Source organism: Chondromyces crocatus, from assembly GCF_001189295.1.
Taxonomy (GTDB): Bacteria; Myxococcota_A; Polyangia; order Polyangiales; family Polyangiaceae; genus Chondromyces; species Chondromyces crocatus.
Genome location: NZ_CP012159.1, coordinates 3709546 through 3731651 on the forward strand (window position 1 = coordinate 3709546; position 22106 = coordinate 3731651).

15 protein-coding genes are annotated in these 22106 nt (G+C 68.4%); 8 read left to right on the forward strand and 7 right to left on the reverse strand.

Translation table 11 applies throughout. The features are described from left to right. Positions 1–100: 100 nt before the first annotated feature. Together CMC5_RS47510 and CMC5_RS13885 are read right to left on the reverse strand one after the other, a co-directional pair. Positions 101–1897 carry a multinuclear nonheme iron-dependent oxidase gene (locus CMC5_RS47510; protein WP_063796271.1) on the reverse strand — a complete coding sequence of 599 codons (1797 nt, stop codon included), beginning with the start codon at positions 1895–1897 and terminating at the stop codon, positions 101–103. 22 nt (positions 1898–1919) lie between these two features. Next, positions 1920–2282, reverse strand: coding sequence for a hypothetical protein (locus CMC5_RS13885; protein WP_050430867.1), 363 nt, complete (start codon positions 2280–2282; stop codon positions 1920–1922). 364 nt (positions 2283–2646) lie between these two features. On the opposite strand from CMC5_RS13885, the gene CMC5_RS13890 reads away from it, so the two are divergent. Beyond that, positions 2647–3282 (forward strand): porin family protein, encoded by a 636-nt coding sequence (locus CMC5_RS13890; RefSeq protein WP_050430868.1) that lies wholly within the window; start codon positions 2647–2649, stop codon positions 3280–3282. Between the two features lie 61 nt (positions 3283–3343). Here the strand turns inward: CMC5_RS13890 and CMC5_RS13895 are convergent, their stop codons facing one another. Beyond that, positions 3344–4153 carry a tetratricopeptide repeat protein gene (locus CMC5_RS13895; RefSeq protein WP_050430869.1) on the reverse strand — a complete coding sequence of 270 codons (810 nt, stop codon included), beginning with the start codon at positions 4151–4153 and terminating at the stop codon, positions 3344–3346. Between the two features lie 70 nt (positions 4154–4223). Further along, on the reverse strand, positions 4224–8375 hold the full coding sequence (locus CMC5_RS13900) for a chemotaxis protein CheB (protein ID WP_156338564.1): 4152 nt from the start codon (positions 8373–8375) through the stop codon (positions 4224–4226). 286 nt (positions 8376–8661) lie between these two features. Here CMC5_RS13900 and CMC5_RS13905 point away from each other — a divergent pair, with 286 nt between their 5' ends. From CMC5_RS13905 to CMC5_RS13920, 4 genes are all read left to right on the forward strand, one after another. Next, on the forward strand, positions 8662–9435 hold the full coding sequence (locus tag CMC5_RS13905) for a class I SAM-dependent methyltransferase (RefSeq protein WP_050435887.1): 774 nt from the start codon (positions 8662–8664) through the stop codon (positions 9433–9435). Continuing rightward, positions 9417–10625 carry an NAD(P)/FAD-dependent oxidoreductase gene (locus tag CMC5_RS13910; RefSeq protein ID WP_156338565.1) on the forward strand — a complete coding sequence of 403 codons (1209 nt, stop codon included), beginning with the start codon at positions 9417–9419 and terminating at the stop codon, positions 10623–10625. The genes CMC5_RS13905 and CMC5_RS13910 overlap by 19 nt, the downstream gene beginning before the upstream one ends. Positions 10626–10935: 310 nt before the next feature. After that, complete coding sequence (locus CMC5_RS13915; RefSeq protein WP_050430873.1) at positions 10936–11355, forward strand: hypothetical protein; 420 nt, start codon at positions 10936–10938, stop codon at positions 11353–11355. Between the two features lie 124 nt (positions 11356–11479). Next, positions 11480–12118: a hypothetical protein gene (locus CMC5_RS13920; RefSeq protein WP_050430874.1), complete on the forward strand. Its 639-nt coding sequence runs from the start codon at positions 11480–11482 to the stop codon at positions 12116–12118. A gap of 200 nt (positions 12119–12318) precedes the next feature. On the opposite strand, the gene CMC5_RS13925 is transcribed toward CMC5_RS13920, so the two are convergent. Beyond that, positions 12319–13032: a hypothetical protein gene (locus CMC5_RS13925; protein ID WP_050430875.1), complete on the reverse strand. Its 714-nt coding sequence runs from the start codon at positions 13030–13032 to the stop codon at positions 12319–12321. 223 nt (positions 13033–13255) lie between these two features. Beyond that, positions 13256–15448, reverse strand: a complete 2193-nt coding sequence (locus tag CMC5_RS13930) for an alkaline phosphatase D family protein (protein WP_156338566.1) — start codon at positions 15446–15448, stop codon at positions 13256–13258. A 307-nt stretch (positions 15449–15755) separates the two neighbouring features. Between CMC5_RS13930 and CMC5_RS13935 the strand changes: the two genes are divergently transcribed. Genes CMC5_RS13935 through CMC5_RS13945 form a run of 3 tightly spaced genes read left to right on the forward strand, consistent with a single transcriptional unit; the run spans position 15756 to position 18615 of the window. Beyond that, a complete protein-coding gene (locus CMC5_RS13935) occupies positions 15756–16661 on the forward strand; it encodes an ABC transporter ATP-binding protein (RefSeq protein ID WP_050430877.1) in 906 nt (301 codons plus the stop codon). Continuing rightward, positions 16658–17491: a hypothetical protein gene (locus CMC5_RS13940; RefSeq protein ID WP_050430878.1), complete on the forward strand. Its 834-nt coding sequence runs from the start codon at positions 16658–16660 to the stop codon at positions 17489–17491. Before CMC5_RS13935 ends, CMC5_RS13940 begins: the two co-directional genes overlap by 4 nt. Before the next feature lie 32 nt (positions 17492–17523). Beyond that, positions 17524–18615, forward strand: coding sequence for a hypothetical protein (locus tag CMC5_RS13945; RefSeq protein WP_050430879.1), 1092 nt, complete (start codon positions 17524–17526; stop codon positions 18613–18615). Positions 18616–18742: 127 nt separating this feature from the next. Here the strand turns inward: CMC5_RS13945 and CMC5_RS13950 are convergent, their stop codons facing one another. Continuing rightward, positions 18743–21805 (reverse strand): PEP/pyruvate-binding domain-containing protein, encoded by a 3063-nt coding sequence (locus tag CMC5_RS13950; protein WP_050430880.1) that lies wholly within the window; start codon positions 21803–21805, stop codon positions 18743–18745. Between the last annotated feature and the right edge of the window lie 301 nt (positions 21806–22106).

Here is a 22106-nt window from a genome sequence, read left to right on the forward strand (position 1 = left end):
CGTCTCGCTTCGCGCGCGCGTTGCCCTGATTCTTCAGGTGTTTTCCAGCGGTGGGGCACAATGGGTCAGGCGACCCCTGCCGGGGTGCCGAGCGCGGGGGCTAGGGGGCAGGGGAGGGGCCCAGCAGCGCTCCACGCTCACTCAGGTCGGCGAGCAGGGTGGCCGTCCCCTCCAGGACGGGGCCGTCGAGGGGCTGACGCTCTGCGGTGCAGGCGGTGAGCACGGCGTCGCGCAGCGTGGCCCCGGCGAGCAGGTTCTCCAGGAGGGAGGCGGCCAGGGGGCTGAGCTCGAGGTAACGCGCCTCATGCTCGGCGTCGCGGTACACGAAGAGCGCCGTCGGCCGGCGCTCGGGCAGGTCGTCGGCGGTCTCGTCGTCGAGGAGAAGGTGGACGGCATGCTCGTAGCGGACCAGGGCGGCCGAGGCGTGGAACCGGACGCCGCGATCGAGCGAAAGGGGCGCGTCGGGAGGCGGTGCGGGCTGCGGTGCGTCCTGGGGGGAACGGTGTGGCTCGGCGGCGGCGCGCGTGGCGAATCCGATCAGCTCGTGTCGGGCGAGATCGGAGAGGTAGTCGGGGAGGTTCGGGTCGGCTGTCCAGCGCGGGGACGCCCACTGCGCGAACTCGAACGCGACGTCGCGCACGTAGGGAGAGCGCGGGAGCTCCTCGTCGAGGAAGCGATGCACGTGCGTGTCGAAGCTGGCGCCGAGGCGGGCCGCGGTGCGGGGCATCTCGATCGCGATCGCGGCCCTCAAGCGGCTCCTCACGAGGTTGCGGTAGACGAGCAGCCGCTCCTCGGGCACCGCGGCGAAGGCATCGAGATCCGGGCCGGAGACGCCCGCCGTGGAGAGGAAGGCCCTCGGATCGCGGGTGATGGTGTCGTCCTGAGGGGCTCCGACGAGGCGCTGCAGCGCCAGGAAAAGAGGCGCACCGGGATCGAGGCGCGGGGCGAGGTCGGGGAGGAGGCGAGGGGAGGGAGTGCGCAGGGGGGGCGCGACTGTTGCTTCGGCGAGGCCAGCTCGGTACGCGGTCTCGATCGCGGGAAGCTCCTGGAGCAGCTCGGCGAGGGGCGGGACGTGATGATCCCGTTCGAGCACGACGGGGACCGGGCCCGTGCGCGCCACGGCGCGGGTCAGGAGCTGGAGCACCGGATCGATGGGAGGAGCGCCATGGGTGTCGATGAGCAGGGGGCCGCGCTGCTCGTGACCGGCGACGTGCATCGCCACGACGCGCTCGGGCGGGAGCTTGTCGAGGAAGCGCGCCGGGTCGTAGCCGTGGTTGCGGGCATTGACGTAGACGTTGTTGACGTCGAGCAGGAGCCCGCAGTCGGCCCGCTCGAGCACCTCGACGAGGAAATCGGCCTCGTCGAGGGGAGCCTGGCCAGGCACGAGGTAGTAGGTGATGTTCTCGATGGCCATGCGGCGCCCGAGCCGGTCCTGGGCTTCGCGGATGCGAGCCGCCACGTGGGCGGCGGCGGCGCTGGTGCGAGGGAGGGGCAACAGCTCGTGCAGCGCTCGGCCCTCGACGCCCGAAAAGGACAGGTGATCGCTGTGGAAGGGGGCGTCGACCGAATCGAGGAGGCCCCGTAGCTCCCTGAGGAATGCGGGGTCGAACGGATCCAGGCCGCCGAGAGAGAGCGCAATGCCGTGGCTCAGCAGGGGGTAGCGCGCCTGGACGCGCTCCAGGGCGGCGGGGATGAAGCCGCCGCGGCGCATGATGTTCTCGGGGCAGATCTCGAAGAAAGGCAGCGGCGGCGCTGCTCCTGCGTCGAGCCCTTCGAGAAGATCGTCGAGGATTTCCCAGCGAAGGCCGAGGCCGACGCCTGTAGGGGATGCGGGAAAGCGCCCCGGGAGGGGGGCGGCGAGATCCGCAGGGCCAGGGGATGCGCCCTGAGCGGTCACCGTGATGCTCCGGCAGGCTGGGTCAGGCGCACGTCCCTGCGCCGCACGCTGCGGAGGCGTCCGGCTTCTTTGCCGCAGGCTTCTTCGCTGCGGGCTTGGGGGCGGGCTTCGCCGTGGCAGGCGTCGCGGGCGCTTGCGCCGTCTCGGCGGGCTTGGGGTCGACCGGAGCTGCCGCGGCGCCGGGCTCCGAAGGCGGTGCCGTGGCGGGGGTCTCGTCCGGCGTGACGTCGGCCGGCGTCGCCGGGTCCTCGGCGGCGGGGGTGGCGTCCTGGGCAGCGGGGACCTCGGTCGCGTTGACGGGGGTCTGAGAGCCCCCGCAGGCCGAGATCATGGCGCCCGCGCCGAGCGCGGTGAGGGTTTCGTAGATGCTCTTCTTGGACAACATCGTGCGCTCCTGGTGTGTCCCGGTTCTATGCCAGGACGTGTCCGGCGTCGAACGAGTTCGGCGCCGTCGTCCGGCCGGCTCCCGCTGGGGGCGGAGGCGCACATCACGCACCCGTGATGCACATATCTGCTGGCCTACGTCCTGCAGCGGGCCGTGCCGAACGCAGGGGGGGGCGGGGGTGCGAGCCAGGGGGACAACCCCGGCAGCCGCACCGTGACGGCCGAAGGGCGGCAGGGAACCTGCGCAGACGCCTGGCCGACGACGCTCGAGCTGGGCGGTGAGGCTCACGAGCGAGGTGTGGGGTGCGAACGCGCCTCGACCGCTCCCGTGCGGTGAGACTGAACAACGAGGAGAACAGAGGACCATGAACACGCTGGGATTCGTGTCGATGGGGTTCGCGGTGGTGGCGGTGGGTCTGACCTTCACCGGCGCTGCCAGCGCTCAGTCGAGCAGCTACGCCAGAGACTACCCCGATCTCAACGTCCGCAATGTCCCCCCGTCGGACAAGCCGTTGATCCGCAAGATCCCGCAGCCCGACTACTCCCTGGAGGGAGGGTTCGGCATCGTGGGCTACCTCGATGGGGCCGCCTCCATCGGACCCGCGTGGAACGTCCGGTTCACCGCCGCCTTCAACCAGCGCTTCGCCGGAGAGCTGAGTTACATGGGCTCATCGAGCAGCGTCGCTCAGACCGACAGCAGCCTGGTGATGACGGCGCTCGACGCCTCGGCGCGCTTCAACATCCTGCTCGCCGATCAAGCGTTCGTGCAACCGTTCGTCGCGGCGGGGCTGGGCTACGCGGGATTTGCTGGCGAAGGGGGCGACCCCTTCACGGTCACGGTGCCCGTGGCCGCAGGGGTGGAGCGGCTCCTGACCGAGCACGTGAAGGTGGGAGCGCGGTTCAACGTTCGGCCCACGTTCTTCGACGACATCGGGACCGGACCCGAGACACAGGGCGCCGACTCATGGCAGGTCGTCGGTCAGGTGGGCGGCGCGTTCTGACCTGAAGGTTTGGCCTCCCACGGCGGGAGAACACCAGCGACATTTCGGGCGCACGCTTGGCTCAGAAACGGCCGCGGACGCCCATCCAGCCTGGACCCGCGACGACGTTCACCGGCTCCTGGCTCGATTTGCCAGGGCGGAGGACGACCAGCGTGACACCTGCAGCCGCGGCGACGCCCGCGAGCACGAAGCTCACCGTGGAGACCGTCGCGAGCGTCATCCCCTTGTCCTTCGTCGCCCTCTCGGACTCCGGGCATCGCCCGCTGACGTCGCACGACTTCTCGAGGTCGCTGGCGACCCCGAACGACATGAGCCCCGTGACGGCCCCGACGCCGACGCCGACGCCTGCGACGCCGAACGCGATGGCGGCGGGCAGGAGAGAGCCCGAGCTGCGTGACCCGCTGCTCTGCGCATCGCCGGGAGCAGAAGGCGGCTCCGAGACGGGCGCGATGGGGGAGGTCGTCGGCGCTCCGGGCGATTCGCCGGGAGATGCCGGAGGGAGCGCCGCGATCTCCGTGCGCGCTTGCTGCTGGGCCTCGAAAAACTCGGCGGGCGCGTAGTTGGCGAGCTTCTCATCGATGATGCGCTGGAAGACGGCTCTCGCTTCCTGGTGATGGCCGAGCTGAACATGGCTCCGTGCGACCATCAGCAGGATCGTCGGCGCGTGGAAGTTGCGCTCGGCTTCCTCGAAGGCCTTCAGGGCCTCCTCGTATTTGCCTGCCTCGAAGTGACCAAACCCCTCGTTGGCGAGCGCGCGCGCCCGCTCACGATCACCGGCGACCGGGGCCGAGGCCGGACTTTGGGCCTTCGCGAGCCCCGGGGTCGACGCCGTCAGCGCGACCGCGCAGGCGAGAATCCATCGAACGTGCATGCAGCCACCCACCGGGCGGAAGCTACCAGAGACCGGACCGAAAAGGTGAGCCAGAGATCTCTCCGGGCCCTCACTCGGCGTTGGCATCGCTCGTCGCGGGTCGGGACGACCAGCGATCCGACCCGTGACGAGGCGCGGTCTCCGGCCGCTCACGAACCGATACCGCGGTGACGACCCCCTCCACGACCCGGTCCAGGATCTCGGGCCGGATGGGCTTGACGACATGCTCGTCGAAGCCGGCGTCGAAGGCGGCTTGTTGATCCTCGGGCCGGCCGTAGCCGGTGAGGGCCACCAGGTACAACCCGTCCTTCCCGCACGCGCGGCGCACGCGCCGAGCCACTTCGTAGCCGTTGACCTCGGGCAGCCCGATGTCGACGAGGGCCAGGTCGGGCTTCTGCTGGATGATGGCCTCGGCTCCCTCCGCACCGGTGCAGAAGGAGGTGACGGTGTGGCCGTCTTGCATCAGCAGCACCTCCAGCATCTCGCGGCCGTCGTCGCTGTCCTCGACGAGGATGATGGACAGCGGGCGGGACACGGATGGCGACGCGGACGGCGACGCGGCAGGGCGCAGCGTGCTGGCCACGAGCTGACCCTGCCAGAGAGGGAAGGAGGCCACGAACTCGCTGCCCCGCCCTGGGCCGTCGCTCGAGGCGGACACGCGCCCACCGTGGAGGCCGACGACCGCCTGCACCAGAGAGAGGCCGACGCCGATGCCCCCCGACGAGCGATCCAGCGTGGTCTCGCGCTGATAGAACAGCTCGAAAACCCGGTCGAAATCCTCCTTCGGGAGGCCCACCCCGGAGTCGCGCACGCGGATGACGGCCTGATTCCCCTCTCGCCGCACCGAGAGCCAGATGCGACCCCCGGCAGGGGTGAACTTGGCGGCGTTCGTGAGCATGTTGCTCTGCACCTGCTGCAGGCGGTGCAGATCGCCGCGTACGGCGACCGGGAGGGGCTCCAGGTCGACATGAAGCTGGAGCTTCTTGCTCTCGACCAGTGGCTGCACCGCCTGCAGCGCCGCCTCCGCCGCCTTCCGCAGGTCGAGGGGCTCCGCCCGGATCTCGATCTTCCCCAGGGTGATCCGGGTGATGTCGAGGAGATCGTCCAGGAGCCGCGCCATGTGCAGCGCCTGCCGCTTGGTCACGTCGAGCGCGGAGCGGGTCGCCGACGTGTCGAGCTCGCTGCGCTCGATGGTGTACGTGGCGTTGAGCACTGCTGCGAGCGGGTTGCGCAGCTCGTGGGAGAGCATGGCGAGGAAGTCGTCGCGCCGCTTGAGGGCCGTGCGATCGCGCTCCTCGGCGTCCTTGCGCACCGTGATGTCCTCGGCGATGCCTGCGATCGCGTAGACCTCACCGCTGGTATCGACGAGGGGGAAGCGCACCGTCAGGTAGGTGCGGACTGCGCCATCGTACTCGATCTGCTCCTCGACCCGGAGCACCTCGCGGGTGGAGGCGACCTGCTCGTCGCGTTCGCGCCGGAGGGACGCGAGCTTCGGGGGAAGGAGCCCCTCATCGGACTCGCCGATGAGCAAGTCCGCGCGCGCACCGAGCACCTCGGCCGCCACGCGGCTGACGATCTGGTAGTTGCCCCTGCGGTCCTTGACCCAGATGGAGAGCGGCGCGTGATCGAGGATGGCCCGCATCTGCTCCCCACGGAGGCGCGCCCGCTCCTCGCTCGTCCGCAGCTCGCGCTCGGCGTCCTTGAGGGCCGAGAGATCGACCAGCGTGAGCACCACCCCCTCGACCGTCTGGCGCGGCCGGTAGGGCAGAACGCGGAGCAGGTAGTGGCGCCCGCGGAGATCCTGCACCTCGCGCTCCACGCGCTCGGCTCCATGGAGCACGCCTTCCAGATCCCGCACGATGCCCTCGTGCCGTAGCTTGTGCGTGAAGCTGTCGATCCTCCGCCCGATGTCCTGCGGCAGCAGACTGAACGTCTCGGCGATCTTCGGCGTCAACCGACGGATGCACAGCTCCTTGTCGAGGAAGAGGATCTGCACCTCCGTGCTCTCCAGGAGGTGGTTCATGTCCGTGGTCAGCTCGGTGAGCTCGGCGATCTTGGCCTGATACTCCGCGTTGACGGTGTACAGCTCCTCGTTGACGCTCTGCAGCTCCTCGTTGGTGCTCTGCAGCTCCTCGTTCGAGGCGATCAGCTCCTCGTTCGTCGCTTGCAGCTCCTCGTTGCTGGTCTCCATCTCCTCGAGCGTGGCCTGCAGGTTCTCCTGCGTATGGCGTAGCTCGTGTTCCAGCGTCTCGATGCGCTCCTGCGTGAGCATGTTGACGGGCATCTCGTCTTGCCCTGGGCTCGCTGACTGCGTGGTCGCCGGCTCCAGGGTGACGAGCAGCTGCTGGTTGTCCTCGGCTCCACCGAGGGCCATCACCGAGACGCGCACGAGGCACGACCCGTCGGGGGTGCGCGCCGGGACCCGCTCGTAGAAGGCAGGTTCGTCTCCCTTGCCCGCGCGCTTGAGCGCCGAGGCGACGGCGAATTTCAGCTCCCCATCCAGCAGATCGAGGACGTTCAGGGACGGCCTTCCATCGTGGTAGGCGAGGAAGCGTCCTCCCCCGCCGAAGGAGTGCAGCAGCTCCCCGGTCGGTGTCACCAGCAGGCTGGGCGGCGTGAACCGCTCGAGGAGCGCGTGCTGCGCCTTGGTGATCGCCCTCTCCTGGATGCTCCGACGATCCAGCAAGCGTTCGCCGCGCTCGCGTCCTCCCTCCTGACCCCGCAGGTCCGGGGTGATGCGCAGCTCGCGCCGCTTGCGGTAGATCTTCCACCGCTGATCCAGGGGCAGAAACTCGTCGCTCAGCGGACCCGGAGTCTCGCTCGGCCCGAGCACCATCACGCCGCCTGCCTTGAGCCCGAACAGGAACAACGAGATGGCTTTGCGCTGCGCGGCCGGCTTGAAGTAAATGAGCAGGTTCCGGCAGCTCACGAAATCGATGCGTGTGAATGGTGCGTCACGCAGCACGTTATGGTGCGCGAACACGATGCTCGAGCGGAGCGCGGGCGAGACCTGGAACCGGTCTCCGTGGGAGGTGCGCGTGAAATAGCGATCGCGCAGCTCGATGGGCAAGCCTGCGAGGCTCTCTGCCGGGTAGATGCCGGCGCCAGCCACCTCCAGCGAGACCCGGTGCACGTCGGTCGCGAACACCTTCAACCGCACCCGCTGACCGGCCTTCCGGAAGGCCTCGTGCGCCAGCAGCGCAAGCGAATACGCCTCCTCGCCCGTGGCACAGGCGGCGCACCAGATGCGGAGATCTTCATCGGGGCCGAGACGCTCCAGTAGCTCGGGCAGCACATCGGTGCCGAACCGCATGAACGCATCGCGATCGCGGAAGAACCCCGTCACACCGATCAAGAGATCCTTGTAGAGCGAGGCCAGCTCCGCCGGGTCGTCCCGGAGCTGGCGCACGTAGTCTTCGGGGCTTTCCACCCGCGAGAGCAAGAGCCTGCGCTCGATGCGCCGACCCACGGTCGCCGCCTTGTAATGGGAGAAATCGATCCCCGACTCTCGCCGGAGTAGATCGAAAATGGGGCTCATGGCGTCGCCGGAGCCCGACAGTGCGACCAGATCGGCGAACTCGGCGCCGCTGCCCGGGGGGCGCTTTGCATAGCGGATCAGCGCGTCGCGCAGCTCCTCGGGGGACAGGATGAGGTCGACGATTCCCGTATCGATGGCGCTTCGGGGCATTCCATCGAACCTCGCCGTTTCCTCGCTCTGGACCAGCACCAGGCCCCCTGCCTCGTGAATGGCGCGGACCCCGCGGGAGCCGTCGCTCCCCGAACCCGACAGGATGACGGCGGCGGCGCGCGAGCCCATATCCTCGGCCAGCGAGCGAAAGAAACCATCAATCGGCAAGGAGAGGCCCTGATCGAGCACACGTTCGGTGAGCAGCAGGCACCCTCCGGAGATGATCATCTCCGTGCCTGGCGGCATCAGGTAAATGGTGTCGGTTCGCACCTCGATCCCGTTGGTCACGCGCACGCAATCCAGCTCGGTGCGACGCGCGAGCAGCTCGGCCATCACGCTGTCGAAGTCTGGAGACAGGTGCTGAACCACCACAAAAGCCAGGCCGCAGCCGGGACTCAGACCCTCGAACAGCCGTTCGAGGGCCTCGAGCCCACCCGCCGAAGCGCCGACGCCCACAACGAAGAACTCAGGTGTCGTCTCGTCCGAAGCGTGTCCTGGTCTCTCTCCCAGCATGGTCGACGGGTTCTCACTCATGTTGATCACATCCCCCTCCCCCCGGTCCGCTCTGGTTATAACATCAGGTGTCCATCCTGCTAAGCCCGCGTGACGGTGGCGTCGCGATCACGAAAACCTCGTCCGTTCGTGGGGATGCGCCTTACAAGCTGATTGAATCCGGTAAAACTTGCGCACGTCGATCCATAATCGATGCAAAGATCGGCAACCGAACTTGACCTTCGTCCTGCACGCCACCACGATGCCCCTGCATCCCCTGGATGACGATGGACGTGGTCACGTCCCCCTCCTACAATTTCATACGCCGATGAGCCTTCACAGCCTCGCCGCACAGGGTTTCTCCGCGGCAGCCGACGCCTACGAGCGTGGGCGCCCCGATTACCCTCCCCAGGCCATAGAGATCCTCACGGACGCGCTTCGTCTGCACGCCGGTCGGGTCCTGCTCGATCTCGGCGCCGGAACGGGCAAGATGACGCGCCTGCTCGTGTCTTCTGGCGTTCGACTGATCGCGGTCGAGCCTGTCGAAGAGATGCGACAGAAGCTCGCCGGCGCCACGCCCGGCCTGGAGATCCTCGATGGCGTTGCAGAAGCCATCCCTCTGCCGGATGCCTCGGTCGACGCCGTGATTGCCGCGCAGTCGTTCCACTGGTTCCACGCCGATCTGGCATTGCCCGAGATCCACCGTGTGCTGCGGCCCGAGGGGCGGGTGGCGCTGGTATGGAACATGCGGGACACCGGGGTGGCCTGGGTCGCTCGCCTGTCGGAGATCCTCGATCGGCACGGTCGAGAGGCGCCCCACTACCGTGGCTTTGCCTGGCGGGCAGACCTCTCCACGAGCCCCCTCTTCGAGCCGGTGGCCGAGCGGGAGGTCTCCCACACGCAAGAGCTCGACGCCGAAGGGCTCGCCGAGCGCGCCGCTTCGATCAGCTACATCGCGGCGCTCCCGACCGCCGAGCGGCTGGCCGTGCTCCGCGAGGTCCGCCAGCTCGCTGCCGAGCACCCGGACCTCCGCGGGCGACCGACCTTCGCCTTCCCTTATCGGACCGTGGTAGCCATCTATGCGTGCCGAACCATGAGGTGATCGTCGTCGGTGGTGGGCCAGCGGGCGTCACCGCGGCCCTCGCCTTCGCGCACCAGAAGCCAGCGCTCGCCGAGCGCATCGTCGTCCTCGAGCGAGACCACTACCCACGAGACAAGTACTGTGCGGGAGGTCTTGGCGGCCGCGCGGACAGGGCACTCGCCCGCCTCGGCGTCCACGTCGACGTGCCGAGCGTGGCCATCCGTGGCATGAGCGCCACCACCCTCGACGGCGAAGTCTCCGATCGAGCCGGGGTGATCGGCCGGGTGGTGCGACGGATCGAGTTCGATCACGCCCTCGCCCGCATCGCGCGAACCCGCGGCATCCAGGTCGTCGAAGGCGCGCGGGTCACCGCGCTGTCCTTCCATGACGAAGAGGTCGTCGCCGAGAGCACCAAGGGCGCTTTTCACGGTCGGGTGGTGATCGGCGCCGATGGCGTCGGGAGCATCGTCCGCCGCGCCCTCGGCTTGCCCTTCGGCCGCCTCCGTGCCCAGGCCGTGGAGGTCGACACCGAGCCGGTCGCCACGGATCGCCCCCGTGACATGCTCCACTTCGACCTCGATGATCACTCGTATGCCGGCTACGCCTGGGATTTCCCCACGCTCATCGATGGCGCGCCCATGGTCTGCCGTGGCGTGTACGTCCTTCACCCTGGAGCGCTTTCCAGGAGCGCATCGGACGAAGCCTTCGCAGGTGGCGATCCCGACGCCTTGCTGCGAGCCCACCTCCGCAAGCGCGGCCTCGACCCCGCGCGCTACAGGTTCAAGCGGTTCGCCGAGCGGGGCCTCGCGGCAGGCCTGACCATGGCGCGCCCTCGCGCCTTGCTCGTCGGTGAAGCCGCCGGAATCGATCCCCTCTTCGGGGAGGGCATCGCCCAGGCCATCGCGTACGGCGTGCTCGCGGGCGCTTACCTCGCCCCGCGTCTCGACGCAGGTGCGCTGGACTTCACCGACTGGGACCAGCACATCCAGCGCTCACGGCTCGGCGCCGATCTGCGGGTGCGGCGTCGCCTGGTCCGCCGCTTCTACGGCCGCGACCGCGTCCGGATCGAGCGAGGCGTCGCCGCCTCTCCCTCGCTGCTTCGGTTCGGCCTGCATCATTTCAGCGGCGACCGCATGCCGATGAACGAAGGCATGCGGGCCTTCGTGGCCGCCCTCTCTCTTTATGCGCGCCTCCGCCTCCCGGTGCCCTGAAGGCTGCCTCAGGGCATCGCAGCGCCCGCAGACACCGTCGACTCGGGGCGGCGCTGAGACCTGGGTTATCCAGGTGGATCCCAGGCGCACCACCACGCTCCCCCACCCATCGACCGTTCGAGACCAGTGCGACCCGTCCTGAGGCCTTCCGAGAGACGACAATGCAGGCTTTTTTTAGAAGCGCTGGATTCTTGCCTCGCCTCGCGTCATGCGCCCCGTGCGGCACGCGCCGTGCTAAACAAGAAGCTCAAACAACGACGCGAAAACCGAAACCACTCGCGCAAGTAAGTCGAAGGACGAGGGAAACGCCATGAAGAAGATCTTCACCATCGCCGCTCTGGTTGCTGCCACCGTTTCGGGCACCGCGCTCGCCGCCTCCGAGTACGAGTTCAAGGTCACGCCGCCTGCAGCTGCGAAGGCGAACTCGAAGGCAGAAGCCACCGTCTCGGTGACCGCCACCGGCGCGTGGAAGATCAACCAGGAGTACCCGGCGAAGCTCGTCCTCGACGAGACCAGCGGCCTGACCTTCGAGAAGGCGAAGCTCACGAAGGACGACAAGGGCAGCGTGAAGATCGACGACCACGCGGTCGAGTTCAAGATCGCGGTCACGCCCTCTGCCGCTGGCGCGAAGGAGATCAAGGGCAAGGTCAAGTTCGGCGTCTGCGACGCCGCGAAGACGCAGTGCCTCAGCAAGGAAGAGGCGGTCTCCATCAAGCTCGACGTGAAGTAACCTCTTCGCGAGCCGAAGAGCCTGCTGTGAGGGCGTGCCATGGGTGCGCCCTCTGCGTTTTGTGATCACCCGTCGTGTCACACTGCATTGTTTGAGCGACGCGTTGGGTTATTCTCGCGCCGCGATGACCCGCCGCCCTCTGAGCGTCCTTCGTATTCCGACGCTTCCTGCTGCTCCAGGGAAGAGCGGCTTCCACATCAAGGGGGTGGTCTACTCCGGCATCTTCGGGCGCCTCGCGCAGGAAACGGGCGCCCTGGAGCGGTTGCGGGAAGAACTCAACGACCAGACGCTCCTTGGGTTCTTCGACCAGCTCTTCCTCGCCTCGGGCTGGTACGACATCTTCCCCATCGTGCCTCTCTTCTCGGCCATGGCGAGGACGCGAGGCGTCTCCTTCGAGTCTGCGAGCATCGAGGGCACCCGCGCTCGGGCCACCGAGGACCTGAACTCCATCTACCGATCGTTCTACCGCGGTGCGACGCCAGCTCAGGTCGCGCTACGCCTTGCGCGTGGCTTCGGCAGGTACATCGACTTCGGCGACGCGACCTCCACCGAGAACGCGGACGGCACGGTGGAGATCGCCACCCACAAGCTGCCGACCTTCTTGCTGCCCTGGTACATGCCCTCGGCCGCCACGTTCTGCCGCATTGCCCTCGAGCTGGCCGGCGCCCGTGATGTGCGCACCTTCTGGCGAGCTCCCGAAGACGACGGCGAGCGAGGTGACATCTCCCTCGCCTCCATCCAGCTCTCTCTCTCCTGGCGCTGAGCGAACGAGCCTGCCAGAAGCTGAGCGAGCTCGCTGTGAAGCGAGAGCGTTCGAGCGTTGTTCGGGGGAGTCGGGAGCGCCGTTACGGCGGGGAGGGGGGCGCTGTTGAGGGCGCCTCCCTCGCGTCTTCGTGGGTCGTCGTCGAGCGGAGCCGAGCACGCCGCGAGCGACAGCTCACGGCCTTCTCGTGGGGACCTTGCTCAGGGGTTGCAGGGCGTGACGCGGCCGAAGGTGAAGGGGCGCGTCGCCTGATCGTAGTAGCTCGTGTGGCTGCCGTTCACGCGCCAGTTGTACGCGGTCGCCTCGCCGTTGGCGTTCGTGTACACGCGCATGTACGCCGTGCCGGGAGCAGCACCGGCCGCGTACGACGAGCAGCCGCGGCTGTCGTTGTAGTTCGTGCCGCCCACGCTCAGGCACCCGTGCGTGCTGCCCGTCTGGTCGGCGATCGGCACGATCCACTGCGTGTCGAGCGTGATGGGGTTCTGCTTGGAGGAGAGGACCTTCACGTCACCCACGACCACCACCGTGTGGCCGCCGTAGGCAGGCGCCACGGAAGACGAGTTGATCACCAGGATGTCGCCAGCCGCGATGTTGTCGGCGATCCCGTCGTTGTTCGCGTCCACCAGCGTGCTGGTCGCGGTGAAATACTGCCCATTGAGAATGTGCTCGTAATAGGTCGGCGAGCTCGGGCTGTAGTAATCCCACAGGTCGCGGACATCCGAGGTCTCGAGATCATAGGCAAACCGGAATGCCGCCGTGAAGAATGGTGCGCCATTGCCGGTCACAAGATTCTCGGTGACGATGTTGAGCGCGGAGGTAGCAATGTCACCGCACTGGGCACTGGCAGTCGCGGGGGCCAGGGAGACGACCGAAACGGCGGCGGCGACGGCGAGGCAACCAGAGAGCTTCAACATGGGGGGAACTCCTTCACGACGGACACGTTGGACATTGGATGGCTGGGCATTGCATCCCGCCTTTTTGGGTGCTGCTGCAGGAGACCTGCATCGTGCATAAAAGCGACGAAGGGCATGCTCGTCAAGTGAATCCACCGTGCAGAGCAAATCTGGTCGCAGGCTTGCTCCCTCCGTCGCAATGTCTGCGGTCTATGCGCACATCTGCGCCGAGTGGTCTATCGCCTCACACCCACATGGCCAGCTCGGGGCTCCACCGACGCCACACGAGTTCCTCCTCGCGTTCGAGGGCTGCCTCACCCGCCAGGATCCTCAGCCGGATGGTCTCGAGCCGCGCGGCGAGCCCCAGCTCGAGGCCCGTGTGGTCGGCGTCTAGGTCCTCTGGATCCAGGAGCCGCGCCGTCGTGTGCAGCGCGTCAGGACCTGCCTCCACGACGACGTAGCCGTTCCGCTGCGTCTTCGCGAGCGCCAGATGTGGGTTCGCCCCCACCTCGGGCGCTGTGAGCAGCGTCTCCGTCGCCATCGCCCCGGCCTGGTTCGAGGACACCTGGCCCTTCAAAAGAGGATGCTCGCCCACCTGCTTGGCAAGCCGTCCGTCGAGTGGTCTCGATGACACCGGGGGGCCGGCGAACTCCACGACCCTCCGGCCCTCGTCCCCCTCCACTGCGGGCAACGCCGCGAAGAAGGCGCCAGCGTCCCCCGAGAGCACGACCATCCCGTCGAGCCTCGCCAGCGCCTCCAGCAGGGCGCGGCGCCGGTTGGGGAAGCCATCCCACGTGTCGCCGCTCACGTAGAAGGCTCGTTGCAGTGGTGCAGGCACGTTCGCATGGGTCAGGTCGAGCACCTGCGGGGAGAAGGCATGCTCGCTCGCCCACACCTTCCACGTCGCCTCGGAGGTCTGGAGCGTCTTCAGGAACCAGAGCTCCTGCTCGGAGCCCATGATCTGCTCGCTGCGCCCCCGGGACTGCTCGTAGCGCTGCCTGGCATACGAGTCGAATGCCTCCTTGCGGAGCAGGTAGCGCGCGCCCATCGCCGAATACGGTGCCACCTTGCCGATATCGCCGAACGACACGCCCCACAGGGGAGACGCCGTCGCGTCGATCGGGGCGAGCCGCTTCGTGACGGGCAGCGTCGCATTGTGGACCGACAGCACCTCGTTGATGAAATCCACCGCGAGGTCCCCGTGAACCAGCACGGGATCGTAACCACACGTCGGCGCTGCAGCGATCAGTGCGGACTGGTAGATCCCCCCCTGGTACGTCTCCACGTCGACATACCGTGAAGCCCAGGCCGGGGGGTAGCTCGCGGCCTCCTTCTCCCTCAGCGCCGCGTCCGTGATCACCACCGCCCCTGGCAGGGCGTCCTCCGGCACCAGATGATCGCCCCGGTGGGTGCGAAGGTCGGTCAGGACCAGATGGACGTGACGTCCAAACACGAGGTCCCGGTGAATGCGGAGCTGGCCCGGGTAGGGCGCGTCCGGATCGTAGACGCTCTCCTCGTTCGGCGTGTCGACGGGCTGGTATTCGAACCAGGCGCGATTGGCTCTCTTCCTGCGGCGCACGTCGGTCTCGTCGGCGCGCTCGTCGAAGTAGGTCGACGTCGCCCCGTAGCTGTCCTCGGAGAACTCGTGGTCCCCCCAGATCATCACCATGGGAAAGCGCTCGTGGACCCGCTGGAGCGCGCGATCGGAGCGGTAGACGCGGTAGAGCTCGCGGTAGTTGTCCAGCGACGCCGCCGCGAGCACCTCGCGACCGTCCACCTCGACCGGCATGGCGCCCTCCTGGTCGGTGAACGTCACCTGCCGCGCCACACGGATCCCGCGCTCGGCGACCTCGTGAATGTAGCCGCCCAGGTGCACCACGAAATCGATCTCCTCCCGGGCGAGCAAGAGCAGCGCGTTGTAATGCCCTGCGCTGAAATCCTGTCCCGACAGGAAGGCAAAGCGCACAGGCACGTCTGCCCCGGGTGCAGGCGCCGTGCGTGTCCGCCCCGGTCTCGACGCGTACCGCCTCCCGTGATGATCGTGAATGAAACGATAATGGTATGTCGTGGCCGGCGAGAGCTGCTCGATCCGCACCTTCACGCAGTAATCATGTCGTGCCCGCGCCCAGACGGACGTGCTGACCACCAGGCTCTGAAAGTCCTCGCTGGTCGAGACCTCCAGGTGCAGCGGCACATCACGTCCCGCGTGCCTCGGGTTCTGGATGCGCGTCCAGAGGATCACGCTCTCGGGCCGCGGCTCCCCGGAGGCCACCGACTGAGGAAAGTACGTGGCGCCGTCCAGGACCTCAATCTCCGGAGGAGCAGCGCAACCTGGCGCCAGGAAGGCACCTGCCAGCACGGCCGTCGACCGCAGAAACTCTCGGCGCTGCATCTCGTCTCTCCCTCCGTTGCTCGCCCCGTCGTGTCGAGCGCTCACCGCGCGATCGACCGCGTGCTGTGCGTGCCACGCCCTGCGCCTGCCGTGGGCAGAGCGCCCTCTCGTCCGTCCTCGAACCCAGCCGACGCTGGCGCCCGGATTTGTGAGGTTCCTCTTCTGTGATGTCAGCCAGGTTGCCGAGGGCGCGTCACACACGCCGTGCCAGCGCGCCTGTCGCCCCCCTCGGGACGTGACGGCTCCGCGTTGGCAACCTCGCTCGACCTTTCCCGGGGAAAGCGCCGGACCTCGAGTCGACCCAGCGTGACCCCAGGGACGGCATCACCCGGTGTGGCGTAGCCTGAGCCCTATGCTCGCCATCGAGGCCCGCGGGCTTCGCAAGACCTACCGCCCCTGGTTCCGCCGTGGCGGACACGAAGCCCTCGTGGGGCTCGACCTGGTCCTCGAACAGGGGGCCGCCTTCGGCCTCATTGGCCCGAACGGCGCGGGCAAGACCACCTTCATCAAGGCCCTGCTCGGCATCCTTCGTCCCACCGAGGGCCTCGTGCGCGTCCTCGGCCAGTCTCCGGACGACCCCCACATGCGCGCCCGCATCGGCTACCTCCCCGAGCGCCTGCACCTCCCTGGCGCCCTCACCCCCCTTCGCTTCCTCCAGGGCGTCGCTCGCCTCAAAGGCCTCTCCGACGGCCCGCACGAAGCCCGAGAGGCCCTCGCCCGCGTCGGCCTCCAGCCCGACGCCACCCGACGCATCGGCGGCTTCTCCAAGGGCATGCGCCAGCGCCTCGGCCTCGCCGCCGCGCTGCTCGGCCGACCTCTCCTGCTCATCCTGGACGAACCCACCGACGGCGTCGATCCCGTCGGGCGCGTCGAGATTCGAAAGCTCCTCGCCGAAGAGCGCGCCCGCGGCGTCACCCTCTTCCTCAACTCCCACCTCCTCTCCGAGACCGAGCGCATCTGCGATCGCATCGGCGTCCTGGTCGCCGGCCGCCTCGTCCGCGAAGGCCCCCTCGACACCCTCTGTGGCCGTGAAAACCGCCACCGCGCCCGCTTCGCCCCTGGCCACGACCCTGACGCCCTCCTCGCCGCCGGCCTCACCCCTGCGAAGGACCCTGGCTGGTTCCTCGTCGACGCCCCCGACGCTGCCACCCTCAACGCCGTGCTCGATCGCGCCCGCCAGACCGGCGCCCTCCTCGTCGAGCTACGCCCCGACGCCCGCGACCTCGAAGAAGTCCTCACCGAGGCCCTCTCGCCATGAAATCCCTCCTCGTCGCCGCCGACCTCCTCCGTGAAGCCGCCTCACGCCGCTGGTTCCTCGGCCTCGGCATCGCCATCACCCTCGTCCTCCTGATCCTCGGCCTCGCCCTCCGCATCGACGTCGTCGACGGCGCCCTCGCCGCCTCCCGCCTCTTCGGCCGCACCCTGCGCACCGACATCCGCGCCGCCGACCTCGCCTTGCGCCCCATCTTCAAGGCGACCTCCTACCTCATCTTCTACGGCGGCCTCCTCTTCGGCATCGTCGCCTGCGCCGACTTCGGCCCCAGCCTCCTCGCCCCTGGCCGCATCGAGCACCTCCTCGCCCTCCCCATCCGGCGCTTCGAGCTCATCCTCGGCACCTTCCTCGGCGTCCTTGCCCTTGCCCTCCTCGGCGCCCTCTACGGCGCTGGCGGCCTCGTCGTGCTCTTCGGCGTCAAGACCGGCGTCTTCACCGCCCGCCCCCTCCTCGCCGCCCTCCTCGCGAGCGTCACCTTCTCGGTCCTCTACGCCGCCATGCTCACCGTCGCCGTCGTCGTCCGCAGCGCCGCCCTCTCTGCCGCTGCCGGTCTCACCTTGTTCACCCTCGGCATCCTCGCCGGCTACCGCGACCGCCTCGCCACCTTCTTCGAACCGGGCCCCACCCGCGCCACCTTCGCCGCCCTCACCCTCTTCCTCCCCCGCATCTCCACCCTTGCCGATACCGCCGCCGACCTCTCCGCGGCTGCCCCCATCGACGCCCGCGCCCTCCTCACCCACCTCGCTGGCCTGGCCGTCTACGCCCTCGCCGCCGTCGCCCTCGCCATCCACTGCTTCGAACACAAGGACTTCTGAGCCGGAGCCCCGCGCTCCTTGCGAACCCCCTCATGAAACAGCGTGGCTGGCTCCTCGCCTTCGTCCTCCTCCTCGGCATCGCCGCCTTCCTCATGGCCCGCGCCGACTCCCCGAGAGCCCCCGCGCGCGCCGTGCGGATGGCGTTCCCTCGCCACCCCACCCTGCGTGACCACGAGCGTCGCGCCCGGCGCCAATCCCTTCCACCCGTGGCGCTCCCGGGCGACACCGAAGCTGCCCCTCAGCGTCGCGACCCGCTGACCGTCGCCCTCCCGACCGACCCTGACAAGAGCGCCTTCGTGTTCGAGCTCGAGGACCTCAAGGACTCCCCCCTCGGCCAGATCTGGATGGACTGCCTCCTGGAGCGGACCGACCGTGGACGCGACCGCTTCAAGGACGTCTTCGGCATCGACCTCCTCGAAGACGTCGAGCGCGTCGCCGTCTCCACGGGCCGCGTCGCCATCCTCGGCCTCGTCCCCGACGCCGAGCGAACACCGCCCCCTCGTGCCACGGCGCGCCCCTACGGCGAGCGCGCCCAGATCTACACCAGCGACGACCGCGGCGAGATCTTCGCCACCTGGGGCGACTCCCTCCTCCTGACCGGCCCCGAACGATCGGCCATCGAGGCCGCCCTCGACCGCCTCGACGGCAAAGGCCCCCTGGAGGAACCTCGCATCCCCGACTGGTCCGCGTACGGCGCCATGTACGGCGTCCTCTCCCCCGAAGACGCTGCCAACCTCTTTCCCCCCTCTCGAGCAGAGCTGGCCGCCCAGCTCCAGGCCGTGGTCAGCCGCGTCGACATCCACGTCGACGCTGCCGAAGACGTGGCCATGGTCCTCGACGTCTCCGGCCCCCAGGCCGACGACCTCGCAGATCTCGCCCGGTCCCTGGGGGGCGCCCTCACCCTCGCGCGAGCCACCTCCACCGAAGAAGGCGACCACCCCTTGGCCCGCCTGCTCGAACACGCCGCCGTGCACCCGAAGGACGATCGCTTCGCCGTGGACCTCGCCTTGCCGCTGGACTTGCTGAAGACCATGGGCCCCTGCCGGAAGCGAGAACCTCGCCCGCAAGAAGCCCGACCGGGCGACCCCTCGCCCGCGCCTGAAGACACCCCTGCCGACGAGTGAGCGTGGATTTCAGCCTGTTCATCGGCTCGGCAGGGCGTTCGTGGCATTCGTGGCGTTCGCGGCGCTTTCCCGCTCAGCGCCTCGGCTCAGAGAGGCAGGGCATTCGCGATGCCCTCCCCTCGGTGCCTCAGTTCATCGGCAGGAGCGCCCCGTTCGTGTCCACCCGCCAGACCCGGAGCTGCGACCCATCCGGCTCCGCGCTCAGGTAAATCGCTCGGATCCCGCGCGCCTCCAGCTCTGCGATCTGCGCTGGCGCGATCCCTTCCTCCAGGCGCGGCTCGAACATGAACTCCTCCCAGAAGTTGTGGTGACCAGGCCGGTACGTCTGCGAGTAGTACCCCTTCAGCACCAGCGGCGCGCTCGTGAGCCCCACGATCCGCGTCTCGACCCACTTGTACAGCGGCGCCGTGTACCCCGCCGTGAACCCGGTGGGTGCAGGCGGCCAGTAGAACGACGGCGTGACCGTCACCCCGGGCGCCACCGTGTACGACCGCTGCTGCAGGATCGCCCCCGGAATCGGCTGCCCCTCGGCCGGACAAGCGTCGAGGCGCACCACCTCCGACGACACCGTGCTCACCGACCCCGTGTAATCGACCACGGGTACCGGCGTCGCGTACGTCGCCTCCAGGGTCACGATGAAGTCACGCAGCGCCGTCAGCGGCCCCACCGACGGCGGCAGCAGCTCCGGAATCTGCTCCGTCGTCAGTGTGAACGTCCTCAGGCTGGCACCCGCGCCGTTCGTGAAGCTGTCCTGCGACGTCCCCGCATTGAAATCGTGGCTCGCACCCGGCCACGACGCAGGGGTCCCGGTCAGCGTCGCCACGCTCGCTCCACCGCTCGCCAGGAACGACAGGCTCGAGTTCCCGAACAGCGTGCTTCCCAGCGCCGCCGGCGTCAGGAACTTGCTCGGCGTCGACAGATCCGCCCGTATCTTCAGCCGGTGGTTCGCGAAGATGTCCCCGAACTCCCCCTGGAACGTGCAGACCCGCCGCGGATCATCGATCAGGTACGGCGTCAGGCTCGGCGTCGTGTCCGGAAGTGCCACCTCACGCACCTGCTTCACGACCAGCTTCCCGGGCGACATCTTCTTGTACTCGAAATCGAGCATGTACGACGACTTGCCCGGGTACTCCTGCTTGAAGCGCGTCTCCACATCGAAGAGCAGCGCCGCCAGCGCGTGATAATCGTCTTCCCACGCCATCACGCGCGCGCCGAGCGGCACCAGCGTCGACGTCGACACCAGATCCAGGTACGTCACCGAATCAAATTCGTTGACGCGCACCACCTCGGGGAGCGCCCCGCCCTCCGGGTTGGTGACCGACACCGCCCCGAGCTGCGTCACCAGCTTGATGTCCGTCCCCGCGAACGGCAGCTCTCGCCCCAGCGTCGCCACCCCGTTCGCCATCTCCTGCGGGTCGGGATACGAGTAATGGACCAGCACGCCCATTCCCACCTCGGCCTCGTTCACGCCATAGAGCAGCCGCGCCAGGAACGCATTGTCGTTGTAGAAGCTCGCGTACACCCGGCGAATCGCCCGGTACACCCCCCGCTCTTCCGGCTCGCCGGCATCGCAATGGCTCGGCCCCGTCGTGTCCGCGTCGGTATCGTCGGCGAGGCACCCGCTGTAGCTATCGTAGAGCCCCGCGCCGGTGAACTCCGCGCTGTCCTCCACATTCGTCGAACTGCGGAACCGGATCTTCCGCGTCGGCGAGAACCCGGTGAGCGCCGCCTGGATCGCCTGCTGCTGACCCGCCGTGAACACCGCGTCCTTGCGGATCCGGTCCCGGATCTCCGCCAGGTCCACCTTCAACGCCACCAGATCCGGCGGATACGTGTACCCCGAGAGCTTCGCCTCGATCTCCGCGCGCAGCGTGCTACCCCCGGGCATCGTCTGATCCAGGAACTCGTCCCAGAGATCGAACGACAGCGCCATCGCCTCGTCGCTGTTCTGCGGAATCGCATCCCGCAGCATCCCGTAGTTCGCCGCCTTCCCACCGAAGTGGATGATGTCCGCCGGCCCCAGGTTCTCCGTCGACCCGTAATAGGCCCCCAGCGGCTGCTTCGGTGACAGCCCCAGGTTCGCGGGCCGCTTCAGATCCAGCAGCGCCGCCCGGTCTGCCGCGGAGATCTTCCCCTCCGCGTCCACCAGCGCCACCCGGCAGAACGTCCCCCAGTCCAGCGCAGCCCGCAGCGCGATCTCCTTGCCGTCGAGCGTCCTCGCGTGCTCGGCCGTCTCCTGGTTCCCCACGTACGCGAACGGAATCCCGAACGACGTCGCCAGCAGCGCCGCGTGCGAGTTCGGCGTCGAGGGCGACAGTGACAGGATCCCCGCCACGTAGGGCACCTCTGCCGGCACCGAGTCGGTCAGCAGCACGTCCTCCGGCCGCAGCGCTCCGCTGGCGTACGCCGCCTCGATCTGGTCCGGCGCCACATACTTCAGCCGGCCGATCGCCCACCCCGGCGCATAGCAGCTATCCCCGTTGATCCATCGCTCCGCCGAGCTCACGGGGAACCCGGCCGATTCGAAGAACGCGCTGTTCGCCGTCGCCGACGCCTGCTGCTCGAACGTCGGGAAATAGAACGAGCGCGTCCCTGGTGGCGCATCGACGATGCTGTTCTTCACCAGGTCGAGCACGATGCGCGCCATCTCCGGGTGATACGCATCCTGCCGCACGAGCTGGATCCCGTACTCGGGCACCGCGTCGGCGTTCGGCGAGATGAGCACCGCCCCCAGGATCGCCTTCTGCCCCGCCGCATACAGCGAGACCTGATTGTACTCCTCCAGCGTCATCCCGAAGAACGGATCGAGCCGCGCCGTGGCGAACGGCCCGTGGAACGGGAAAGCGTTGCTCTCCTGGTAGTAGACCTTCGTCGGATCGTGCATCAGCACCGTGAACTTCACCCACCGAGGCGCCCCGGGATCCCACGTCGACACCATGAACGGGTCGTACGGAAAGGTGAGCTCGTTCTTCCAGTCGTCCGACGGCGTGATCTCGATCGGATAGGTCTCGACGGGCCACTCGTAGCCCCCCTGTCCCCCTTGACCACCATCGCCCCCTGCGCCACCCGCGCCTCCGGTGCCACCGCTCGCCCCTGAGCCACTCGTCGGCCCCGGCTGGTTCGGCGACTCGCCGTCGCAGCCCGCCACGAGGAGACCCGCTCCTGACAGCGCCACCGTCAGGCAAGCCATCCTACCGATTCGTTGGTACTTCATTGAAGCGTCCAGGTCCAAGACCCATGCCAACCAGCGTGACATCGAGGCTCGTCATTGCGTGGTAGGGCATTCATGCCCGCATCTGGCACACGCCGACACATCCGACATCGCGCTCGGTGCTGCTCGGCCCGCTGCGCGATCCTGCGCGCACCGCTGCGAATTCCACATCGCACCGCGCGCATGGTGCAGCGGTGATGAACGGCCCACGACGCCGCTCAGCGCCCGCCACGGTGCTCATCCACCCGCCAAGGCGGAGATGGCTCGTGGCCCCGCTCGA

Excerpts from the sequence above, each read along its gene's own strand:
- CMC5_RS13885 (WP_050430867.1), bottom strand. The coding sequence starts at position 2,282 with ATGTTGTCCAAGAAGAGCATCTACGAAACCCTCACCGCGCTCGGCGCG.
- CMC5_RS13890 (WP_050430868.1), top strand. The coding sequence starts at position 2,647 with ATGAACACGCTGGGATTCGTGTCGATGGGGTTCGCGGTGGTGGCGGTG.
- CMC5_RS13895 (WP_050430869.1), bottom strand. The coding sequence starts at position 4,153 with ATGCACGTTCGATGGATTCTCGCCTGCGCGGTCGCGCTGACGGCGTCG.
- CMC5_RS13900 (WP_156338564.1), bottom strand. The coding sequence starts at position 8,375 with ATGAGTGAGAACCCGTCGACCATGCTGGGAGAGAGACCAGGACACGCT.
- CMC5_RS13905 (WP_050435887.1), top strand. The coding sequence starts at position 8,662 with ATGAGCCTTCACAGCCTCGCCGCACAGGGTTTCTCCGCGGCAGCCGAC.
- CMC5_RS13915 (WP_050430873.1), top strand. The coding sequence starts at position 10,936 with ATGAAGAAGATCTTCACCATCGCCGCTCTGGTTGCTGCCACCGTTTCG.
- CMC5_RS13920 (WP_050430874.1), top strand. The coding sequence starts at position 11,480 with ATGACCCGCCGCCCTCTGAGCGTCCTTCGTATTCCGACGCTTCCTGCT.
- CMC5_RS13925 (WP_050430875.1), bottom strand. The coding sequence starts at position 13,032 with ATGTTGAAGCTCTCTGGTTGCCTCGCCGTCGCCGCCGCCGTTTCGGTC.
- CMC5_RS13935 (WP_050430877.1), top strand. The coding sequence starts at position 15,756 with ATGCTCGCCATCGAGGCCCGCGGGCTTCGCAAGACCTACCGCCCCTGG.
- CMC5_RS13940 (WP_050430878.1), top strand. The coding sequence starts at position 16,658 with ATGAAATCCCTCCTCGTCGCCGCCGACCTCCTCCGTGAAGCCGCCTCA.
- CMC5_RS13945 (WP_050430879.1), top strand. The coding sequence starts at position 17,524 with ATGAAACAGCGTGGCTGGCTCCTCGCCTTCGTCCTCCTCCTCGGCATC.
- CMC5_RS13950 (WP_050430880.1), bottom strand. The coding sequence starts at position 21,805 with ATGGCTTGCCTGACGGTGGCGCTGTCAGGAGCGGGTCTCCTCGTGGCG.